The organism is Heliorestis acidaminivorans (genome assembly GCF_008933955.1).
Taxonomy (GTDB): Bacteria; Bacillota; Desulfitobacteriia; order Heliobacteriales; family Heliobacteriaceae; genus Heliorestis; species Heliorestis acidaminivorans.
The window spans coordinates 346,077-366,820 of sequence record NZ_WBXO01000001.1; the positions used below are offsets into that span (position 1 = coordinate 346,077).

Genomic DNA, 20,744 nt, shown 5'->3' on the forward strand with positions numbered 1-20,744 from the left:
CCTTGTGGCATTAACAATCCACCTCTCCCAATACAGGATCAAGAGTACCTAAAGTCGCAACTACGTCAGCAATAAAAGTTCCTCTCGATAGCTCATCAAGTAGTTGCAGGTTAATCATGGCCGGACGCCGTGCATGCCATCGATAGGGCTTCGGCGAACCGTCACTGACGAGGTAGAAACCTAAGTCACCACGAGGATTTTCTACATGATGATAAACCTCGCCAACAGGTGGCTTAATCATTTTGGGTACCTTAGCCATCACAGGTCCTTCTGGGATTTGCTCTAAAGCTTGCTCGATAATTCTTGCTGACTGAATTATTTCAAGATAGCGAAGATAGAATCGATCCCAGTTGTCGCCACTCGTGCCCAGAGGCACTTCAAAGTCAAATCGATCGTAAATTCCATAGGGATTAGCTTTACGAACATCGTAATCAACACCAGAAGCTCGTAAAACTGCACCACTAGCTGACATAGCAATAGCTCTTTCAGCACTTAAAGGTGCTACACCTTTTAAGCGCATCTGGAGAATTTCATTGCCACTGATCAGATCTTCATAGGTCTTTAGCATCTCAGGCAAGTCTTTTAGAAAGCGACGGCACTCATCGAGCCAGCCTTCAGGAAGATCCCAACCTACACCGCCTACGCGAATGTAGTTAAAAGTCATGCGTGCGCCACAAAGTGAATTAAATAGATCTAGAATCCTTTCGCGGTCTCGAAAACAATAAACCATGCCAGTCCAACCGCCTAAGTCTAGAGCTAACACACCAATAGTAATCATGTGAGAGGCAATCCGATTGAGTTCAGCTGTAATCACGCGGATATACTCGGCTCTTTCAGGAATTTCTAAGGCCATAAGCTTTTCAATGGTCTGACAGATTGCCAAATTATTATTCATTCCAGAAAGGTAGTCCATCCGATCGGTAAAAGGAATAGACTGAACATAGGTCCTGTTCTCACAAATCTTTTCTATACCGCGATGAAGATAACCAATAACAGGTGTCGCTTTAACGACAATTTCTCCATCTAGTTCTAATACAACCCTCAAGACACCGTGTGTCGCCGGATGCTGAGGACCCATATTCAATTCAAAGGTTTGTGTTTGCAAAGAATTTCACCTAGCCTATCTACGCTCTTGATTGAAGCTTAAAGGTTTTTCGTAAGGGGTGACCCTCGAACTCCTCAGGTAATAGCAACCGTGTCATGTTGGGATGACCGGCAAAAGTCACTCCCATGAGATCGTAAACCTCACGTTCCATCCAATCAGCGCCTGGCCATACAGGTATGACCGTCGGCACTTCAGCTTCACTTTGTGAAGTTAGAGTCTTCACACATAATTCAAACTTTTTGGAGATGGAAAATAGATTATAAACGACTTCGAAGCCTTTTTCGCCTCGATCGACAGCAGTAAGGTCGCTGAGATAGTCTAAAGAGAAGTTCTGAGCCAAATGTTCCATAATTGTTACAAGTTTTTCTTTTGGAACAACTACGGCCTGACTTACACCTTCCCCTTCCACTTGAACAACTTCTTGAAAGGGCGCAAAAACTTCATCTACTGAATACTTTTCAAGTAATGAAATAGCCATTTTACAAAGACCCCACTTTCGTCGGGTTTTGCACCTTTTCTTTGAGCTTCAAAAACCCATCAATCAGTGCTTCAGGACGAGGTGGACAACCTGGAACGTAAACATCAACTGGAAGTATCTTATCTACACCAGGCACAACAGCATAAGAATCTATAAAAGGACCACCTGTGCAAGCACATGAACCCATGGCAATGACCCATTTAGGTTCAGCCATCTGATCGTATAACCGAACAAGAGGATCGGCCATTTTATCTGTTACCGTACCAGCCACAACAAGAACATCAGCTTGTCTTGGCGAAGGTCTAAAAACCTCATAGCCAAAACGGGCAATGTCAAAGCGGCTCGTACCACAAGCCATCATCTCAATCGCACAGCAGGCTAAACCAGAAGTAAGAGGCCAAAAGGAATTACCTCTAGCCCAATTAAAAACTGCGTCAAGACTCGTTAAAATGATGTTATTTTTGACGAGATCCTGGACCTGACGTTCATTAAGAACATCTCTGTCCTTTCCTATTTCCATTCCAAAGCTCCTTCCTTCCAGGCGTGCCAGAATCCAACAACTAGAATTGTAATAAATATAAACATTTTAATAAATGCAGGAGTACCTAGTTCCTGGAATGTGACAGCCCAGGGAAACAAGAATATGGCTTCCACATCAAAGACAACAAAGACGAGAGCATACAAAAAGTAGCTTGTCTTAAACTGAACCCAGGTATCACCTTTAGTCTCGATACCACACTCATAAGTTTCATACTTAGCAGGGCCTTCAGTCTTGGCATATCGAATCGAGATTTTCTGTAACAAGGCTGATACGGCTAAAATGATCAATGGCATTACTAAGCCAACAGCCAGAAAGATACCTATGCCCAGATAGTCTTTTAACACCGCCTCCCCTCCTTTCTCCACGAACTGACATTAAAAACGTCTTCGGATAATGCATATAGGGAAGCAAGCTATATCCCAAAAAATTTATATTCTCTATGGAATCAAAAAACCCTTCTAAAAGCTTTACTTTTTTGTTTTGTAATCTTTTGAAAAGTTACCTTTTTGCAACATCTCTATTTTATGTTCGCCATAGTTTGCTTCTAAACGATAGATAAAGGCAAAAAGCTCTGCCACGATTTGATATAATTCTGGAGGAATTTCTTCCCCTAAATCTAGCTTCGACAGCAACTCTGACATAGAAGCATCTTTTTTTATGGGAATGTTTTCTTTTTGAGCTACTTCTAGTATTCTTTGCGCCAAATAGTTCCTACCTACTGCTACAACCCGTGGTGACTTTTCTTTTGCTTGATTATAACGTAAAGCTACAGCTAAAAGGTCCTTTTGCTTATCTTTGTCTTTTTCCATTGTTCAAGCCTCCTACACAAAGAGATCAACTTTTGTTGTCTCTTTTTTCGAGGGAGCTTCAAGAGCAGGCTTTAAGTCAGCTGGCTCGCCTATGTGCCATTCAAAATTATGAAGAGCGTAACCGTAGCTAGCCAAGTCCTTTTGTAATTGTGGCCAAAAAGATTGAGCTATAGAAGCTATCTCTTTATTCTGCACAGTTGCACGACCTTGAATAGTTTCATTTTGAATTTGCAATTCCATACTAAAAGGACCCATCTGTTCCATATGCAACAGCAAAATTAGGCGTAAATTTTTTTTATCTATTTTTCTTTTTCCAGCATCTTTATAAACTCTTAGTTGAGCTACACTTTCCTTGTTTTCAGACTGTTGAAAAGGTATCTGAAAATAATAGTAATCTCCTGACTGATTGGAAGACTTGTCAGTATGTTGAAGCACCTGTTTGCCTGCCCACACCTCCTCTAAAACAAGACCTCGAGCTAGGGTTTGAAGCAATTGAGAGAACTTTTCTCTAGCATCAGGAAACTGCATCAATACTTCTAGTTGTGTTACTGAGTTACTGATCAGAGTAGGCAATAGATTCCTTTGCGATGATGTTACAGCAGTTAAATCCTTAGAAAGAACTTTGCCTTCTTGTCGTTGAAAGAGCTGTGATTCTATTGCCGCAGTTGCTTTATCTCGAATAATATTTTTATCTTCATTCCCTCTAATAAGTAGATTTTTAAGTTGTTCTTCCAACTGCTCTACATTCTTCATTAGGTTCGTCATAAGGACTTGTTGATTGCGCAGGTCTCCTTTCCAAGGATTTTCCTTCTGTTCTGCACTTGCTAATAGACCAGGAAGATTTCTAGTGATGTTTTTAGTTTCTTCAATCCATGATTGCAGTTCTCTAAAGATATGTTCAGAGCCAAAAGATTTTTGCAGTAATAAAAGGACATCTTTTTGTAAAGGAAGGTTTGCTTTTATGGCAAAAGCTGTAATCTGCGCAGTAGGGTAGTCAATTTTGCCTAAACTATTCATAGCTTGAGTAACTTGCCGAAATCTTTCAGGTGTAAGTTCTATCTGATAGTCTATAAGAGCTCTGTAGATTAGCCTGTTTTCAACCGTGTTCTTTAGGCCCATTTTTTCTAAGCTATTAGCAAGATTTCTTTCTTGATACATGATTCCTTGCAAATTCTGGTTAGGTTGGGACGGCAAAAGCTTAGCAACAACTTGACCTTGTTGGCTTCCTTCTACACGCAAAGTTACAGGTTGCCCTACTTGAAGATTATGGCTAGACTGTAATATTACCTTTTTGCCATCTATTAAAAGGGTAAAGGTATCGTCTCCTAAGCTTTGTACAACTTCTCCACGAAGCTGAGTACCAGCACTCCAAAGCAGTCTTTGATGATTAGTTTTGGGATTTTGATCTTTAATAATTTGATCCATCGTACTTCGAAGCAACACTTGCATTGAAGGGTCCATATAAGCTCACTCCTTCAAACTGTAGATTGCTTACATTTATTTTGGTAAAAAAGAATGTCGATGAATCGGTGATGGTCCTACTTGGGATAATATTTTTCTATGTTCTGCTGTTCCATAGCCTTTATGTTTCTCAAAACCGTATTCAGCAAAGATACGACTGAAGCGAATCATTTGGTTATCTCGGAAAACTTTAGCAATAATCGAAGCCGCCGCAATAGGTGCGGCCAGTCCGTCACCACCAACCAAAGAGCTTTGTTGACCTTGATAAGTTGGAATAACTTTGTTGCCATCAACAAGCACATAATCAGGCGTCAACTTAAGATGCTCAACGGCTCTGTTCATAGCCTTAAAGGTTGAAGGAACAATTCCTTGTTGATCAATATGTCGAGCCGATATGACCGTTACAGAGAGCGCAATTGCTTTCTCGGCAATTTCTTGAGCTAACTTTTCTCTTTTTGAGGAGCTCACTTTTTTGGAATCTGCTAAACCGTCGATATAGCAATAAGGAGGCAAGATTACAGCCGCAGCAACAACAGGCCCTGCTAAAGGTCCACGCCCTACTTCATCAACACCTGCCAATAAATTGTGACCACTCTGTCGTAAATTTTTTTCCATTACTGTCCAATGGTCCCATAAAATTTTACTGTATTTAGACAGTGAGCCTCACCACCTTTCCATTATTTTTCTTTAGGCCATCTTTATCCATATAGAAAATTGATTTATGCCAAAAAGGCCTCTTTATTCCTGCCATAGTTTCTGTAAAAAGAAATAGACTAAAAGCAAAGTCGAAAGAACTTTTTAGCTAGAATGGAACTACTAAAAGGTAATACAGAACTAACGAAGGGGAGGTATTCTTGAAAAACAAAGGGCTGTTAAAACTCCTAGGATTCTTCGCCCTATCCATAGTTCTTCTGTATGGTGGTTATCATTGGTCGTACAATAACCAATCATCACCACCACCAGGGTATCCGGAGGCTCAAGAATCTATCGAGTTTATAGATGAGTTGATGGCATCTCCCAAAGCTAACAAAAAATATGGCTGGGGCTTTGTGCGCTCCAAAAACGAAAAAGGTCCGCAAGTGCCTCAGTGGGAAAAAGATTTATTAAAAGAATATGGAGCTTTTTATATTGGCAAAGAAGACCAAAAGCACGTAACTTTAACCTTTGACATGGGTTATGAAAAAGAAGGCGCCACTCCCCAGATCCTTGATATTCTAGATAAGCACAATATAAAAGCTACTTTTTTTTTCACTGGTCATTGGGTAAAGACACAACCTGAACTTCTAAAAAGAATTGTTGAAGAAGGTCATATTGTAGGAAACCATACTTGGGGACATCCCAGTTTACCTGATATTTCTGAAGAAAAATTGACCAAAGAAATAATGTCCTTACACGACCATATAAAAGAACATGTTAATTACGAACCAAAATATTTGCGTCCTCCTAGAGGGGAGTTTAGCCGCAAAACCTTAGAAATTTCGAAACAGTTAGGTTATCAAAGTGTTTTTTGGAGCATTGCTGTTGTGGACTGGAAACCAAACAGTTCCGCACAAAACGTGTATAAAGGCGTAATTCAGCAACTTCATCCTGGGGCAATTATTCTTTTGCACGGCAACTCCATGGTTGTTGTAAATCAACTAGAGAATATCATAGATACGATCGAAAAAAAAGGATATAGCTTTGTAAGTCTTGATGAACTTAAGCCATACGAAATAGAAATAGCACCCCATTAAGGGTGCTATACATCTTTGTATAGGAAACTACGGAGTTGAATCTAAAGTGTGCTTGCCAAGTTTACCAGCACGAAAATCTTGCAAGACTTGCTTTGAGCCTTTGATAGTATCGGCTTTACCACCTGATACCAAAAAACCAAAGCGGCGGCTTATCTTTTCCAACCATTCTTCATGTGGAACTGCATCACAATCTAGATGATAACGTTCCTTAATAATTGCCGAGCTTCTTTGCTCCGTTACTTGTAAGGCATAAAAGGCTATTTCTTCTAAGTTGGTAACAAAGTCACTAACAGCACCTGTAGCCGCTAGCTTCAAACCAACTAAGGGATCATCAAACTTTGGCCACAAAATACCAGGTGTATCAAGTAGTTCAAGTTTGTCACTTACTTTTACCCATTGCTGTCCACGCGTAACGCCAGGTCGATTGGCTGTCACTGTTTTCCTTGCACGAGCTAATCGATTAATAACCGATGACTTGCCTACGTTAGGAATACCTACTACCATAGCTCGAAAAGCGCGCGGCCTCATGCCCTTTTGCTTCCATTTCTCTAACAATTGTACAGAGGCTTTCTCTACAGCAGGAGAAATAAGATTGAATCCTTTACCGGTAGATGCTTCTATAGCAATGGAGCGTAAGTTATTTTGGGCAAAATAATCTATAAAAGTTTTGGTGAAGTTACTATCAGCTAAGTCAGCTTTATTCAATAAGATAATCCTTGGTTTTTCACCAATGATTTTATCTATATCTGGATTGCGACTACTCATAGGTATACGAGCATCTAACAATTCCAAGACTACATCTACTTTTGCTAGATCAGCTGTTACTTGCCGCCTTGCTTTGGTCATATGACCTGGATACCATTGTACAGAAGTCACTATTTACCCCCCAAAAGTTCAATTCTATCAGGAGGCCAGTAAATAAGCACTGATTTGCCAACAAGATATTCCTCGGGAACAAAGCCCCAAAAACGACTATCGTCAGAATGGTTACGGTTATCTCCCAGTACGAAAAGATGACCCTCTGATACTTTCGTAGGACCATAATCTCTCATAACTAAAGGAGGTAGATAAGGTTCATCAATCACTTCATTGTTGATCAAAAGTTGATTATTCCTAATCTCTACCGTTTCTCCTTCTAAAGCGATCACTCGTTTTACAAAATCTCGACTGGGATCGAGAGGATAGCGAAAAACAATAACATCGCCCCGTTCAGGTTCACTAAACCAAAAGCTCATCTTACTAACAATAATGCGATCATATGGCTTAAGGGTCGGTTCCATAGATCCTGAAGGAATATAAAAAGGCTGAAAAAGAAAATAGCGAATCATAAAGGCTAGCACTATGGCTATCAGTATAGACTCAACTATCTCTCGCAAGGCCGATTTTTCTTTTTTCTTTTCAGTGCCATTAGCAAGATCTTGTTGTTGTTGGATCTCTTCCACGAGACACCTCCTGAAATTGAGAATCCATCTTTTTACATAGGCACATAGTCAAAAAGGGACTGGGTTTCCAGTCCCTTTTCAAGTTAGCGTCGATCTTTAATACGAGCAGCTTTACCAGAAAGGCCACGTAAGTAGTACAGTTTGGCTCTGCGTACACGTCCTCGACGAATCACTTCGATTTTTTCGAGGCGAGGTGAATGTAAGGGGAAAATACGCTCAACAGCAACGCCATAAGAAACACGGCGTACTGTGAAGGTTTCTCTCAATCCGCCACCTTTAATCTTGATGACTACACCTTCAAAAATCTGAATCCGCTCACGGTTTCCTTCTACAACTTTCACGTGAACACGAACAGTGTCTCCAGGGCCAAATTGGGGGATGTCCTGACGCAGTTGACCCGCTTCAATTTGACGAATAATTTCTTGCATTAAAAAGTCCCTCCTTCCGGCCCAGGTGTTCTTAACTCCCTTTTGAAGCCAGCGGACCACCCTTGCTAAGGGAGTATAAATCTCCCATAAAGACAACACTCTGATTATAGCATAGCTAAATGCCTGTCAGCAAGTTTTTTCTTCGTAACTTGTCGACTAACGTTGTAGGTTTTATTCGAACCAACTTTCGCCAAGTAACCTATCGATGATAATAGCAGCAGCACTGCGGACGGAGAGGTGATTGTAGTCTCCTCTGCCCCAGATGGGATGAAGGATATAGTCTGCAGAAGCCATGAGTTCTTTTTCCATGCCAAAACCGGTACCAAAGAGAAGAAGCCAGGGGCCTTCTTCTGTCTGCAGTTTTTTTCTCATCCCACTATAACTGATCGAGTTATCGTAAATACGAGCATCAGTCGTTATGATCTGGGGACGGCGCCCTTCCTTCTGCTCTATATAACTTATCGCTTCTTCTACGGAAGTTAGAACTTCAATTCTTTCCAAAGCTTCTTTGCGATCAGGATTATATTCTGCTCCATATCCATCAGTCCAGTAACGAAGAATTTCTGACACTAATCTTTGTTGAGCTAAGTGTGGGTGTAGGATTAAGTAACCTGCCACATCATAAGTTCTTGCCGTTCTCGAAATATCATGTAGGTCAAGATTGGTGACAGATGTAGCTATTATGTCCATGTTTTTATTATAGACAGGATGATGCACAAGGGCTATATACAAAAGGGCTTTTTTTCGCTGTTGATCATTCTCCCATGTCATCTTTTGTTCGGCCCTTTCTTTTCTTCTTTCGTGAGCTTTTCTCAATCTCTACAGGCATCCCTAATTCTTGGAGAGCCTCTGCAAAAAGGATCTGGTCTTCTATTGATAAAGAACGTCCCCTAAGTAGTTCGGGACGAAACTGATAAGTTCGCTTAAAAGCTTCTTTACGTCGCCACTTTCTGATTTGTTCATGGTGACCACTCAATAAAGGAGCGGGTACAGTCATACCTTGCCAAGTTGCTGGTTTAGTGTATTGTGGATACTCTAAAAGTCCATCGCTAAAAGATTCTTCTTGTGCTGACATCTCGTCACCGAGAGCACCGGGTAGGAAACGAACAAGGGCATCTATAATCACCATGGTGGCTAATTCTCCGCCTGTAAGGATGTAGTCACCAATAGATATTTCTTCATCAACCCAAGTTTGCCGAACGCGCTCATCAATACCTTCATAACGACCGCATAAAAAAATAATTTCAGACATAGTAGCTAGTTCTTGGGCTTTCTTTTGTGTAAAAGTTGCGCCTTGTGGCGTTAGCATGATAATTTTTCGCCCTACTTTTTTTTGCTTAGGTGAACCCGTTAGCTCCGTTAGAGCTTCAAAAAAAGGTTCTGCTTTCATTACCATACCTGCCCCGCCACCATAAGGTGTATCATCTACTTGGCGGTGCTTATCTTTTGTATAATCGCGTAAATTATGAGGTTCTATAGAAAGAAGTCCTTTTTGGCAAGCTCTTCCTATAATACTGCTACTCATGGGGCCCTGAAACATCTCAGGAAAAATAGTTAAAATATGAATATTCATAGATGCCACTACTCTAGCAATCCTTCTGGTAATTTTACAACCATGGTTCCTTCTTGTAGATCAACTTTAAGAACAACTGACTTCAGAGCTGGAATGAGTAAATCTTTCTGGCTTTTGTCTTCTTTACGAACAACATAAACATCATTGCTACCTGTTTCAATAATTTCATGTAATTGCCCCAATAGCTCGCCCTCTTCTGTGAGGATCTTAAGTCCTTCTAGCTCAAAATGATAATAACTGTCCTCTTCTCGTGGAGGCACTTCTTCAATAGGAATAATTAAATAGGAATCTTTTAATTTTTCAGCCTCATTCATTGTGGTGATTTCCTGAAAAGAAAGGATTACCAGCTTTTTGAGCTGGCCAGTGGCTGTAATTGTTAATTTTTCAGGAAGACCTGGAATTGTTTTTTCCAGATAGACATTATTTATTGTTTTAAATCGTTCCACAGAGCCTGTGAGCGGCCATACACGAACTTGACCTTTAATGCCTTGTGTATTAACTACTTGTCCAACACGAACATGCTTTCTCACTTTTACAGCCTCCTAATAAAGAAAGAGGGAGCACTTGCCCCCTCTTCCACAGGATCATCTATGTCTCAAACATTAAATGATCTCGACGGTTACACGACGACCATCTTTAGCCGCCGCCGCTTTTACCATGGTTCGAATGGCTTTAGCAATCTTACCCTGCTTACCGATTACTTTGCCCATATCTTCAGGCGCCACTCGTAACTCTAGTAAAACTTCTTTGTCCGTCTCTTTTTGTGTAACTTGCACCGCTTCTGGTTGATCAACCAGTGCTTTTGCTAAAAGTTCCACTAATTCTTTCATTATGTTACCTCCTGGGGGGTAACTAAAGCAAAGACCTTAACCTTGCGCTTTGCTTTCGGTCCACTTTTGAATAACACCAGCTTTGGTGAGCAGAGCTCTTACTGTATCGGAAGGCTGAGCACCATTTTGTAGCCACTTTAGTGCTTTTTCTTCATCGATAGAGATTTCAGCAGGTTCTTTAATAGGGTTGTAGTACCCAATTTCTTCAATAAAACGCCCATCACGAGGAGATCTCGAATCGGCGACAACAACACGGTAAAAAGGTTTTTTCTTCATACCCATGCGCTTTAGACGAATACGTGTAGCCAAGAATATCACCTCCTTCAAAGACTTTAGCTTAATTGCCAGATTTGTATACTTAATAGGTTTTACTTAAAGAAAGGCATCTTAAACATACCTTTAGCTTTGTTCTTACCTTTTTTGCCGCCGCCTCGCATATCAGAAAATTGCTTCATTAACTTACGACTTTGATCAAAAGTTTTCAATAAATTGTTCACTTGTTGTACCGATGTTCCTGATCCTCGCGCAATACGACGTTTGCGACTATCTTTGATCAACTGAGGGTTCTGCCGCTCTTCTTGTGTCATGGAAAGAATAATCGCTTCAATGTGCTTCATTTCTTTGTCATCAACTTGCACATCTTTTAGTGCTTTCATGTTCCCCATACCAGGCAACATACCGAGAATTTGATCAATCGGTCCCATTTTTTTCATCTGTTGCATCTGTACAAGAAAGTCTTCAAAGTTAAATTCAGCCTTACGAAGCTTCTGCTCCATATCGCGAGCCATCTGAGTATCCATGGAAGCTTGGGCTTTCTCAATGAGCGTTAAAACATCACCCATACCGAGGATTCTAGAAGCCATACGATCAGGATGGAAAGGTTCTAACGCTTCTGCTTTCTCACCAAGACCGACAAATTTAATAGGACAGCCTGTTACTGCTTTTACCGATAAAGCAGCACCACCACGAGCGTCACCATCTAGCTTAGTTAAGATAACACCATCTAAACCAAGTTGTTCATGGAAAGTCTCAGCTACATTAACAGCATCTTGACCAGTCATGGCATCTACGACTAAGAGTATCTCATGAGGTTTTACAGTGCTTTTGATATTCTTGAGCTCACCCATGAGCTCTTCATTGATGTGAAGACGGCCTGCTGTATCTAGTAAAAGCGTATCACGGCCTGTAGCAATAGCGTTTTCCATAGCACCGCGTGCAATATCTACTGGATTAACACCTGTGCCCATGGAGAAAACAGGAATGTCCAGTTGATTACCGAGGACTTGCAACTGCTTTACTGCCGCAGGACGATAAACGTCACAAGCGGCCATAAGTGGCTTTCTTCCTTGCTTGCGCAAATATAAAGCTAGCTTAGAAACAGAAGTAGTTTTACCAGCACCTTGAAGGCCTACCAACATAATGACTGTAGGTGGTTTTTGAGACATATTAATTTTGGATGAAGTACCACCCATCAAGGCAACAAGTTCTTCATGTACAACTTTAACAACTTGCTGACCTGGCGTTAAGCTATCTAAAACTTCCTGGCCAATTGCGCGCTCTTTTACTTTAGCCACAAAGTTTTTAACTACTTTAAGATTAACGTCGGCGGCTAGTAAGGCCATCCGAACTTCCCGCATGGCCTCTGCTACATCAGCTTCAGAAACTTTACCTTTGCCTCGTAACTTTTTGAAGGTACTTTGCAACTTTTCCGCAAGACTTTCAAACATAGCCATACCTTAAACCCTCCCCTCTTCTACCATTTTGGCAAAAGATTGAACCGCATTCTCTATATTATTCCAATCTCGTTTCGCTAGAGCTTCTTTCATCTCTCCAACTGTTTGTAACAATTTGGCACGTTCTGTTTGCCAGCGATTGACGAGACCAAGCTTACCTTCATAGCCTTCTAATAATTTCTCTACTCTCTTCAATAAATCAAAAACAGCTTGTCGAGAAACCTTTAGTTCATTAGCAATCTCCCCTAAAGAGAGATTATCCTCATAATAGTAAGAAAGGACCTGCCGCTGTCTTTCCGTTAAAAGCTGACCATAAAAGTCAACAAGCAAGTTCATTCTGATCAGTTTATCTAAAGTGGACTCTTCCATCATACTGATCCCTCAGTTGTCAAGCTAAATACCTTGACACGTGCTTGACCGTTATTGATTTTACTACGTCTAGCCCCTACTGTCAAGGATTTTTGCTTAACATAAGAAAAAATCAGAAAAAGGAGCAAAGCCAGAGCACTAATACTCTGGCTAAATATTTCCTCTACCCTATCTTCGTCTCTGCAGTTTTCCTATACTGAGTGCAATTTAGCCCTCTTTGCTAGTTAAAACTACAGCCGCTTTCTGTGCTTCTGTCATAATCTGCTCTTCATTCATTGTCGTAAGTTTTCCTGCTCGCACTAATACCTTGCCGTCTACTATAACTGTATGCACATCAGATCCCTTGGCAGAGTAGACCAGATGAGCCACAGGATCATGGACAGGATAAAGGTGAGGTTGCTTCATATCAATCACAGCTAAGTCCGCTTTTTTACCTACTTCTAAAGTCCCAATCTCATGATCCCAACCTAATGCTTTGGCACCACCAATAGTGGCCATAGCTAAAGTATCATAAGCTGGTAAGGCTGTAGGATCAAGGAGGTTTACTTTCTGCAAGAAAGTGGCTTGTCGCATTTCTTCTATTAGATCAAGGTTGTTATTACTGGCCGCACCGTCTGTTCCCAGACCTACAATTGCTTTTTTCTGTCGCAAACTCTCAATAGGTGCAATGCCGGAAGCCAATTTCATATTGCTTTCCGGATTATGAGCAATACCTACCTTTTTTTCAACCAGTATGTTCTCTTCTTCTTCCGTAAGATGAACACAATGAGCGGCTAAGACAGGACGTTCAAAGAGTCCAATCTTATTCATAAGTTCAATTGGTCTCAGGCCATGCTCTTTTTGAATATCTTCTACTTCTTTTTTCGTTTCTGCCAAATGGATATGCAAGCCTGTTCCAAGACGATCGGCTAGGGCCATTACTTTCTGCAGGTAATCAGGTGGGCAAGTATAAGGTGCATGAGGTCCTAACCAGACGCGAATTCTGCCATCAGCACCTTCATGCCACTTTCGATAAAATTCTTCAGATTCAACAAGTGCTTTCTCTGATGTTGGACCAAAGCCGATCATACCACGACTTAAGTGACCTCGTATGCCGCTATCGGAGACTGCTTTGGCCACCTGGTCCATGAAAAAGTACATATCGGCGAATACGGTAATGCCACCTTTGAGCATCTCGGCAATGGCTAACATAGTTCCCCAGTAGACATGTTCATCTGTTAGCTTTTTTTCAGCAGGCCATATGGCATCATTAAGCCATTCCATTAAAGGAAGGTCATCAGCATAGCCCCGAAAGAGAGTCATAGCAGCATGAGTATGAGCGTTCACTAGGCCAGGTATAACTACTTTGTCTTGACCATCTATAATTTCTAAGTCTGTCATCTCTAGCGGAAAAGAAACTTCTTCTCTTTCCCTTTTGTTATAAAGACGAACAATCTTTCCATCTTCAATATAGATATGACCTTGAAAGATATCTTCTTTTGAAGTCATAGGAATAATGGTAGCATTTTGAATTAAGATTCTGCTCAACTTATTCACCTCCAGTAGCTTAGGACTTCATATGCTTAGCTATATTCTCAGTATAAGGCCCTTGAATAACACCTCGGTCGGTAATAATAGCAGTAATGTATTCATTAGGCGTTACATCAAAGGATGGGTTATATACTGGTACTTCCAGAGGTGCTGTTGTAGTTCCACCTAATGTCCGTACTTCCTCAGGATCTCTTTCTTCAATAGGTATCTCATCACCACTTTGCAAGGAGAGATCGAAAGTAGAAAAGGGCGCCGCTACATAGAAAGGGATACCGTGATTTTTAGCTAATACAGCCAAACCATAAGTACCGATCTTATTAGCTACATCACCATTAGCTGTAATTCGATCTGCTCCTACAATGACTAGATCCACAAGCTTTTGTTTCATTACATAAGCCGCCATGGAATCGGTAATTAAAGTGACTGGAATACCATCTTTCATCAATTCCCAGGCAGTCAATCGAGCACCTTGCAATAACGGTCTTGTTTCATCAGCAAAAACAGAAATTTCTTTACCCGCTTGATGGGCCGCTCTAATCACACCTAGGGCTGTACCAAAACCACCTGTTGCTAAAGCACCAGCATTACAATGGGTGAGTATACCAGCACTTTCAGGAATTAGCTCTTGACCATATTGGCCCATTTGTTCATTCATAGCCTTGTCTTCAGCCAACAAAGCTTGTGCTTCAGCTAGCAGAGACTGTTGTCGATCTGTTATGGATGTGCCTCTAGTGCTTTCCAGAAAAGACTTCATGCGCGTAAGAGCCCAAAAAAGATTAACAGCTGTAGGCCTTGTTTTGGCTAGGTCGTCAATTGCTTGATGAACTTCTGCTTCAAATTCTTCAACAGAATCACCAGTATAATTAAGGCCTGCTAAAGCTACACCAAAAGCGGCGGCAGCACCAATCGCTGGGGCCCCACGTACTTGCAAAATCTTAATAGCTCTGGCTACGATATGATGATCCCAACATTCAATGTACTCTTCGACAAGAGGGAGTTTGGTCTGATCTAGCAGTAATAAGTGGTCTTCATGCCAGCGAATCGCATCCAATGAAAAACTTCCTTTCCTTAAAGCTTAAAACCGCCAAAGTCAGCCAAAGCATGGTGACATTCGCAATCATCATCAGTCGGCAATAACTCAATCGTTTTCATAGCCAAGGACTTAATATTTTCTTTGTTAGCATCCATGGCTTCTAGAACTTCCATGTGCGTCAGCGGTTGTGGTGAGATACCGGCGCCATAGTTCGTAACCATAGCTACAGTAGCGTAACATATCTCCGCTTCCCTTGCCAATAAGACTTCCGGAACGCTAGTCATGCCAACAAGATGACCTCCAAAGTTCTGATACATCTTAATCTCTGTTGGTGTCTCAAAGCGAGGTCCTTCTGTACAAACATAAACAGCACTGTCATGAATAGTTAAGCTCTCTTGACGCCCTGCTTCTAAGAGTACATTGCGGAGTCTTGGGCAGTAGGGGTAAGTAAAATCAGTGTGTACAACGCCTGCTTCTCCACCATCAAAGAAGGTAGTAGGTCTTACTTTAGTGAAATCTAAAAAGTCATGAACAACAACGAGATGACCTGCTTCTAGCTTCATATCTAAAGAGCCTACAGCGGCTGTAGCAATAATCTGGCGAACACCAAGCTTTTTCAGCGCTAAAATATTGGCTCGATAATTAATAAGATGAGGTGGAACAGAGTGACCTTCTCCATGACGTTGTAGGAAGGCCACTTCTTTTTCTTGATAACGACCTACTTTGATGGCAACTTTACCGTAAACAGTATCAACTTCAACTTGTCTTAAGTCTGTTAACATAGTAGGGTCATAGACACCTGTACCGCCAATAATTGCAATTTTTACGCTCAAGAGGATTTCCTCCTTAGGTCACTAATTAACTCTCCTCCTAGAGCAATGTTTTCTGTAGACACATCTAAGACAGTCATGATTACTGACTCTGGCTTAGCACCACAAGTGTCGACAAGAGCCTTCGTAATCGCTTTGGCTAGCTCACGTTTTTGTTCTTCTGATCGTCCTTCTAACATCGTAATTTGTACAACTGGCATTTTGAATCAAATCTCCTTTTCTATAACATTGTTATTGTTATTTTGGTGCTGGAAGTGAAAGAAGAGAGCTTTTTTACTTAAGCTATATAGCCTTACTCCCCTGTCTCCTCTTGCCCAAAAAGAGCTTTGGCAAATTGTTGTGGTTCAAAGACACGAAGGTCGTCCATAGCTTCTCCAATACCGATGAACTTAACAGGAACACTAAGTTCTCCTTGTATGGCTAAGATGACACCGCCTTTGGCTGTTCCATCAAGTTTTGTGAGCACCAACCCACTAACTCCTACAGCTTCACCAAATAAGCGCGCTTGTGTTACAGCATTCTGACCTGTTGTCGCATCTAAGACCAGTAAGATTTCATGGGGAGCTCCAGGAAGTGCCCGATCTAAGACACGACCTACTTTGGAAAGCTCGCTCATAAGATGGTTTTTATTATGCAACCGTCCTGCAGTATCGACGATGAGGATATCAACACCACGACTAATCGCGGCTTGTGCGGCATCATAAGCAACAGCACCAGGATCAGAACCTTCCTGATGGCGAATAACATCAACACCAACTCGTTGACCCCAAATCTCTAATTGATCAATAGCGGCAGCACGGAATGTATCACCGGCCGCTAGTAACACTTTACGACCTTCTGACTTCCAACGATGGGCTAGCTTGGCAATAGTTGTAGTCTTCCCCACACCATTAACGCCTACTACCAAAACAACAGTTGGTTTTTGCTCTATCTTAACAGGCACAGCTTCTTGTCCTAATAAAGCTACGATCTCCTGTTGAAGCAGATTTTTTAGCTCTGAGGGATCGCTAATTTTTTGTTCTTTTACTTTCTTTCGCAGTCTTTCTACCATTTCTAATGCCATTTCAGCACCTACATCGGCACTAATTAAGACTTCTTCAAGCTCTTCATAAAGCTCTTCATCAATATGTTGTCTTCCTGTTACTAGTTCTTCTACTTTTTGAACGAGGTTCTGTCGTGTTCGACTTAAGCCTTCTTTTAATCGATCAAAAAAACCCATATGGCGCCTCCTCTAACTAACTGCATCTATACCATCATCGCGATCAGTCATCTTAACGGAAATAAGTTTAGACACACCGCCTTCTTCCATGGTTACACCATAAAGGTAGTCTGCCGCTTCCATCGTTCCTTTACGATGAGAGATAACAATAAATTGGCTTTTTTGTGATAGTTTTTTTAGGTAATTAGCAAAACGTGATACATTAGCTTCATCTAAGGCTGCTTCGATTTCATCTAAGACACAAAAGGGACTCGGTCTAGTCTTAAGTAAAGCAAAGAGCAGGGCAATAGCTGTTAAGGCTCTTTCTCCACCTGAAAGTAAGGACAAGGGTACTCTCTTTTTGCCAGGTGGTTGAGCTACCATGTCAATACCTGTCTCTAAAAGATTGTCTGGATCTGTAAGAATTAATTCTGCTTGTCCACCTTGAAAAAGCTCAGAAAAAGTATAGCGAAAATGTTCATTGATTTCGTCAAAAGCTTGTCCAAAACGCTGGATCATAATCTCTTCTATTTCTGTAATCACTTGCTCTAGACTATCTTGAGCCGCTTTCAGATCTTCATGTTGTTGATGAAGAAAAGATATTCTCTCTTGCAAATTCTTTTCTTCTTCGATAGCTAGCATGTTAACTGTACCAAGTTCTTTTAGCGATATTTTAGCAGTAGCAATCTCTTTTTGATATGCTTTGCGATCTATTTCATCTTCTTCTGCTTGTGTCATAACTGCTTCGTCAGTAATGGCCCATTTTTCTTGAAACTTAAGGAGAAGTGCCTTTTCTTCTGTTTCTACTTTTGTTAAGGCAATTTCTATCTGATGCAATTCTTTATTAAGGGCTGTAATTTCAGCTAGTAAAGGTTTCTTTTTATTAAGTAAAACTTCTACTTCTTCACGCAGGCTGTCATAGACTTGTTGACACTGCTTTGTTTGCTCTACAAGAGTCTCTTCTTGTAAAATCCCCTGAAATACCTTGGCTTCTAGTTCTTGAGCTCTTTTCTCGTAATTACACAGCAATTCTGCCCATTCTTGATCTTTTTCTTTTTTTTGTTCTGCTTCTTCATGTAATTTTGCTTTACTTTCTCTTAAGATTTGTAATGATACAGCAAGGCTTTTCTGTTCTTCTTCAAGTCTTGCTCTTTCTAATTGTCTTTCTGTTAGAACTTTATTTTCATCGTCGCCTTTTTTTCGAAGTTCTTCTATTTGTTTTTTTAGCTCTTGATAGGTCTGCTCCAGCTCTTTTTTGAGACTAAAGAGGTTTTTGATCTTTCCTTCTAAACGATTTCTATCACTATATAGCCTAGTCATCGTCTCTTGACAGTTACCTTGCTCTTTGAGTCGCTCTTCTATCTGCTGTCGTTCTCTTGCTAAAGATTTTTGTAGTCCTAACATTTCAGCATCTTTTGATGATCTATCGAATTGTAAGGCTGTTAGATCTTTTTCAAGTTGCATTGATTGCTCTGCTGTCTTCTGTTGTTCTTCCCGCACTTCTTCTCGACTTTGTTTGAGACTAGCAATCACTAGAGATAGTTTTCTTTCTTCTTCTTTTAACATAGTAAGCTCTCGTCGACGTAGAAAAGTTTGGCCTCCCTGAGGACTTAAAGTTCCGCCAGTAACAGTACCACCAGGCTGTAGAATTTCTCCATCTAGTGTTACAAGCTTATAGTTACTTTTCTTTTGTCGTGCAAAAGCAAGTGCTCTTGTCAAGTCTTCAAAGATCAAAGTTCGACCTAATAGAAAGCGTACCGCTTTATCATAGCGCTTATCAAATTGAATCAGATCGGCGGCACAACCAATCACACCAGGTTCTTGAAGAAATTCTTTCCCAGGTCCTGTGTATACTTGTAGACTTTTAAGAGGTAAGAAGGTAGCCCTTCCCTTTTTGTATTTTTTCAAAAATTCAATAGCTATTTGCGCTGAGCGATCATCTTCTACAACAATGTTCTGCATAGACGATCCCAAAGCTACCTGGTAAGCAATTTCCAAGCCTAATGGTACTTCAATAAGCTCACTGATTAGCCCACAGATCCCCTGTAAAGAGCTTTGATGCTTTTTTGCTTCTGTCATAATTTCTTTGACGCCTTTGTTAAAGCCCTCATAAGAACGTTCCATATGCTCAAGAGCTTTAATTCGTGCTGAAATTTCTTGCCATCGACGCATCGTTTCTGTAAGCTTGTTCTCTATGTCTTCCCCTTTTATCTGGATAGCTGTCAGTTTCTCTTTTGTCTGCTTAGCTTCTTCTTCAAGACGCTTTGCTTTTTGAACTACTTTTTCTTGCTCTTCTTGGCATCGACTATATTCTTCTTCCCATTCAGCCATACGAGCAAGTGAAAAGGAAATCGATTCTTCTAAAGTTTTAGATTGTTCTTCTTGGCGAGTTAAGGCTATCTCTATTTCATGAAGCTGTCGCTGTATAACTTCAGCTTCTTCATCTCTTTTCTGCGCTCTTAATGTTACTTCCGTAATCTTTTGTTCTATCTGAAAGACCTGTGCTCTAGACGATTCACCTAGTTTCTGCTGATCCTTAAGTTCATGATCTAAAGTCTGTAATCGTTTATTTACTTTTGATTCTTTTGCTAGATCATTTTCTTCTCTTCTAAGAATCTCTGTTAAAGTTTCTTGGTTCTGGCTAAGTTCTTTTTGGAGCATCTCTTTCTGTGCCTTTAGCCCTTTGCTTCTCTCTTCTAAAAGAGCTAATTCGTTTTTGAGTTTTAATAGTTGCTCCGACTGGGCCTGTTTCTCTTGTCGTATAGTAGACAAGGCTTCTTCAGCTTTTTTTAATTGTAAAGACAGGGTGCTTTCTTCTTGTTCAAATTTAACAAAAGCACTTTCTTTTCCCAAAAGGCCCTCTTGCTGTTTTTGATAAGACTGCTGAAGTTGAGCTTTTTTGATTTTTACTTCTTTGTAATCAGTCAGCGCAACTCTTTGTTCAAGTTGATTGATTTTCTTTTCTAGCTCTTGGTAGAGACGAGCTTTAGCAGCTTGTTCTGTCATCGCAAGGTATTGTTTTTCAAGTTCATCAATGATGTCTTCGACTCTTATAATATGATTTTGTGTATCTTCCATCTTTTTAAGTGCTTCATTTTTGCGATTACGATACTTGACTATTCCAGCAGCTTCTTCAATAAATGTTCGCCTATCTTCAGGACGCGACGAAAGCACTTCATCAACACGGCCTTGACCGATGATAGAGATTCCTTCTCGACCTAAGCCAGTATCGGCGAAAAGCTCATGAATATCGCGCAAACGACAAGTGCTTCGATTTAATAAAAAATCACTCTCACCAGAGCGATAAACTCTTCGTGTTACGAGGACTTCTCTATAATCAAGGGGTAAAAGACCTTGATCATTATCAACATGAATTGATACTTCTGCCATACCTACCGGTTTACGTCGCTCTGAGCCAGCAAAGATTATGTCTTCCATCTTAGAGCCTCGTAAAGAGCGTGCACTTTGCTCACCTAAAACCCAGCGTATGGCATCGGAGACATTGGACTTACCGGATCCATTAGGTCCCACGATAACTGTAACGCCAGGAGAAAGGAGGATCTCTGTTTTATCGGCAAAAGATTTGAATCCATTGAGCTCAATTCTTTTTAAAACCAATGCCAATTCCTCCCGAAAAATTCCTCTCCCATT

The 20,744-nt window shown here is 40.8% G+C and carries 24 protein-coding genes; 1 reads left to right on the forward strand and 23 read right to left on the reverse strand.

What is annotated here, in order from left to right; all coding sequences use genetic code 11:
• Window positions 1–10 precede the first annotated feature (10 nt).
• The 7 genes from F9B85_RS01660 to F9B85_RS01690 form a co-directional block, all read right to left on the reverse strand.
• Window positions 11–1,105: an NADH-quinone oxidoreductase subunit D gene (locus tag F9B85_RS01660; protein WP_170270085.1), complete on the reverse strand. Its 1,095-nt coding sequence runs from the start codon at window positions 1,103–1,105 to the stop codon at window positions 11–13.
• A gap of 19 nt (window positions 1,106–1,124) precedes the next feature.
• Entirely contained in the window at window positions 1,125–1,583 is a 459-nt protein-coding gene (locus F9B85_RS01665) for an NADH-quinone oxidoreductase subunit C (protein WP_151617864.1), read from the reverse strand.
• 1 nt (window position 1,584) lies between these two features.
• Window positions 1,585–2,103 carry an NADH-quinone oxidoreductase subunit B gene (locus tag F9B85_RS01670; RefSeq protein ID WP_151617865.1) on the reverse strand — a complete coding sequence of 173 codons (519 nt, stop codon included), beginning with the start codon at window positions 2,101–2,103 and terminating at the stop codon, window positions 1,585–1,587.
• Window positions 2,094–2,468, reverse strand: a complete 375-nt coding sequence (locus tag F9B85_RS01675) for an NADH-quinone oxidoreductase subunit A (RefSeq protein WP_151617866.1) — start codon at window positions 2,466–2,468, stop codon at window positions 2,094–2,096. Before F9B85_RS01675 ends, F9B85_RS01670 begins: the two co-directional genes overlap by 10 nt.
• A 123-nt stretch (window positions 2,469–2,591) precedes the next feature.
• Window positions 2,592–2,933: an EscU/YscU/HrcU family type III secretion system export apparatus switch protein gene (locus F9B85_RS01680; RefSeq protein ID WP_151617867.1), complete on the reverse strand. Its 342-nt coding sequence runs from the start codon at window positions 2,931–2,933 to the stop codon at window positions 2,592–2,594.
• Between the two features lie 12 nt (window positions 2,934–2,945).
• The gene (locus F9B85_RS01685) at window positions 2,946–4,394 is read right to left on the reverse strand and encodes a hypothetical protein (protein ID WP_151617868.1); all 1,449 of its coding nucleotides are present in this window, start codon (window positions 4,392–4,394) and stop codon (window positions 2,946–2,948) included.
• A 36-nt stretch (window positions 4,395–4,430) separates the two neighbouring features.
• A complete protein-coding gene (locus tag F9B85_RS01690; protein WP_151617869.1) occupies window positions 4,431–5,009 on the reverse strand; it encodes a ribonuclease HII in 579 nt (192 codons plus the stop codon).
• Window positions 5,010–5,248: 239 nt separating this feature from the next.
• On the opposite strand from F9B85_RS01690, the gene F9B85_RS01695 reads away from it, so the two are divergent.
• Window positions 5,249–6,127, forward strand: coding sequence for a polysaccharide deacetylase family protein (locus F9B85_RS01695; protein ID WP_151617870.1), 879 nt, complete (start codon window positions 5,249–5,251; stop codon window positions 6,125–6,127).
• A 27-nt stretch (window positions 6,128–6,154) separates the two neighbouring features.
• Here F9B85_RS01695 and ylqF read toward each other — a convergent pair whose 3' ends face one another.
• The 16 genes from ylqF to smc form a co-directional block, all read right to left on the reverse strand.
• The gene (ylqF, locus tag F9B85_RS01700; protein WP_151617871.1) at window positions 6,155–7,003 is read right to left on the reverse strand and encodes a ribosome biogenesis GTPase YlqF; all 849 of its coding nucleotides are present in this window, start codon (window positions 7,001–7,003) and stop codon (window positions 6,155–6,157) included.
• A complete protein-coding gene (gene lepB / locus F9B85_RS01705) occupies window positions 7,003–7,569 on the reverse strand; it encodes a signal peptidase I (RefSeq protein ID WP_151617872.1) in 567 nt (188 codons plus the stop codon). Before lepB ends, ylqF begins: the two co-directional genes overlap by 1 nt.
• Window positions 7,570–7,652: 83 nt before the next feature.
• Window positions 7,653–7,997 carry a 50S ribosomal protein L19 gene (gene rplS / locus F9B85_RS01710; protein ID WP_151617873.1) on the reverse strand — a complete coding sequence of 115 codons (345 nt, stop codon included), beginning with the start codon at window positions 7,995–7,997 and terminating at the stop codon, window positions 7,653–7,655.
• A 171-nt stretch (window positions 7,998–8,168) separates the two neighbouring features.
• Window positions 8,169–8,768 (reverse strand): RNA methyltransferase, encoded by a 600-nt coding sequence (locus tag F9B85_RS01715; protein ID WP_151617874.1) that lies wholly within the window; start codon window positions 8,766–8,768, stop codon window positions 8,169–8,171.
• Entirely contained in the window at window positions 8,752–9,570 is an 819-nt protein-coding gene (trmD, locus tag F9B85_RS01720) for a tRNA (guanosine(37)-N1)-methyltransferase TrmD (protein ID WP_151617875.1), read from the reverse strand. Before trmD ends, F9B85_RS01715 begins: the two co-directional genes overlap by 17 nt.
• Before the next feature lie 8 nt (window positions 9,571–9,578).
• Entirely contained in the window at window positions 9,579–10,100 is a 522-nt protein-coding gene (rimM, locus tag F9B85_RS01725; protein ID WP_151617876.1) for a ribosome maturation factor RimM, read from the reverse strand.
• 72 nt (window positions 10,101–10,172) lie between these two features.
• The gene (locus F9B85_RS01730; protein ID WP_151617877.1) at window positions 10,173–10,400 is read right to left on the reverse strand and encodes a KH domain-containing protein; all 228 of its coding nucleotides are present in this window, start codon (window positions 10,398–10,400) and stop codon (window positions 10,173–10,175) included.
• 36 nt (window positions 10,401–10,436) lie between these two features.
• Window positions 10,437–10,709: a 30S ribosomal protein S16 gene (rpsP, locus tag F9B85_RS01735; RefSeq protein WP_151617878.1), complete on the reverse strand. Its 273-nt coding sequence runs from the start codon at window positions 10,707–10,709 to the stop codon at window positions 10,437–10,439.
• A gap of 59 nt (window positions 10,710–10,768) precedes the next feature.
• Window positions 10,769–12,127, reverse strand: coding sequence for a signal recognition particle protein (gene ffh, locus F9B85_RS01740; protein ID WP_151618373.1), 1,359 nt, complete (start codon window positions 12,125–12,127; stop codon window positions 10,769–10,771).
• A gap of 9 nt (window positions 12,128–12,136) precedes the next feature.
• Window positions 12,137–12,505: a YlxM family DNA-binding protein gene (gene ylxM / locus F9B85_RS01745; RefSeq protein ID WP_151617879.1), complete on the reverse strand. Its 369-nt coding sequence runs from the start codon at window positions 12,503–12,505 to the stop codon at window positions 12,137–12,139.
• 204 nt (window positions 12,506–12,709) lie between these two features.
• Window positions 12,710–14,029 carry an amidohydrolase gene (locus F9B85_RS01750; RefSeq protein WP_151617880.1) on the reverse strand — a complete coding sequence of 440 codons (1,320 nt, stop codon included), beginning with the start codon at window positions 14,027–14,029 and terminating at the stop codon, window positions 12,710–12,712.
• A gap of 19 nt (window positions 14,030–14,048) precedes the next feature.
• Window positions 14,049–15,083 carry an S-methyl-5-thioribose-1-phosphate isomerase gene (gene mtnA / locus F9B85_RS01755; RefSeq protein ID WP_151617881.1) on the reverse strand — a complete coding sequence of 345 codons (1,035 nt, stop codon included), beginning with the start codon at window positions 15,081–15,083 and terminating at the stop codon, window positions 14,049–14,051.
• Window positions 15,084–15,100: 17 nt separating this feature from the next.
• Entirely contained in the window at window positions 15,101–15,898 is a 798-nt protein-coding gene (gene mtnP, locus F9B85_RS01760) for an S-methyl-5'-thioadenosine phosphorylase (RefSeq protein WP_151617882.1), read from the reverse strand.
• A complete protein-coding gene (locus tag F9B85_RS01765; protein WP_151617883.1) occupies window positions 15,895–16,095 on the reverse strand; it encodes a 2-hydroxymuconate tautomerase in 201 nt (66 codons plus the stop codon). The genes mtnP and F9B85_RS01765 overlap by 4 nt, the downstream gene beginning before the upstream one ends.
• Before the next feature lie 92 nt (window positions 16,096–16,187).
• Window positions 16,188–17,114, reverse strand: coding sequence for a signal recognition particle-docking protein FtsY (gene ftsY, locus F9B85_RS01770; RefSeq protein ID WP_151617884.1), 927 nt, complete (start codon window positions 17,112–17,114; stop codon window positions 16,188–16,190).
• A gap of 12 nt (window positions 17,115–17,126) precedes the next feature.
• Window positions 17,127–20,711, reverse strand: a complete 3,585-nt coding sequence (gene smc / locus F9B85_RS01775) for a chromosome segregation protein SMC (RefSeq protein ID WP_170270087.1) — start codon at window positions 20,709–20,711, stop codon at window positions 17,127–17,129.
• Between the last annotated feature and the right edge of the window lie 33 nt (window positions 20,712–20,744).

Coding starts and splice junctions, on each gene's coding strand:
- F9B85_RS01685 (WP_151617868.1), bottom strand. CDS start 4,394: ATGGACCCTTCAATGCAAGTGTTGCTTCGAAGTACGATGGATCAAATT.
- F9B85_RS01715 (WP_151617874.1), bottom strand. CDS start 8,768: ATGACATGGGAGAATGATCAACAGCGAAAAAAAGCCCTTTTGTATATA.
- F9B85_RS01690 (WP_151617869.1), bottom strand. CDS start 5,009: ATGGAAAAAAATTTACGACAGAGTGGTCACAATTTATTGGCAGGTGTT.
- F9B85_RS01680 (WP_151617867.1), bottom strand. CDS start 2,933: ATGGAAAAAGACAAAGATAAGCAAAAGGACCTTTTAGCTGTAGCTTTA.
- F9B85_RS01730 (WP_151617877.1), bottom strand. CDS start 10,400: ATGAAAGAATTAGTGGAACTTTTAGCAAAAGCACTGGTTGATCAACCA.
- ftsY (WP_151617884.1), bottom strand. CDS start 17,114: ATGGGTTTTTTTGATCGATTAAAAGAAGGCTTAAGTCGAACACGACAG.
- ylxM (WP_151617879.1), bottom strand. CDS start 12,505: ATGATGGAAGAGTCCACTTTAGATAAACTGATCAGAATGAACTTGCTT.
- rplS (WP_151617873.1), bottom strand. CDS start 7,997: ATGCAAGAAATTATTCGTCAAATTGAAGCGGGTCAACTGCGTCAGGAC.
- ffh (WP_151618373.1), bottom strand. CDS start 12,127: ATGTTTGAAAGTCTTGCGGAAAAGTTGCAAAGTACCTTCAAAAAGTTA.
- F9B85_RS01670 (WP_151617865.1), bottom strand. CDS start 2,103: ATGGAAATAGGAAAGGACAGAGATGTTCTTAATGAACGTCAGGTCCAG.
- F9B85_RS01665 (WP_151617864.1), bottom strand. CDS start 1,583: ATGGCTATTTCATTACTTGAAAAGTATTCAGTAGATGAAGTTTTTGCG.
- trmD (WP_151617875.1), bottom strand. CDS start 9,570: ATGAATATTCATATTTTAACTATTTTTCCTGAGATGTTTCAGGGCCCC.
- F9B85_RS01765 (WP_151617883.1), bottom strand. CDS start 16,095: ATGCCAGTTGTACAAATTACGATGTTAGAAGGACGATCAGAAGAACAA.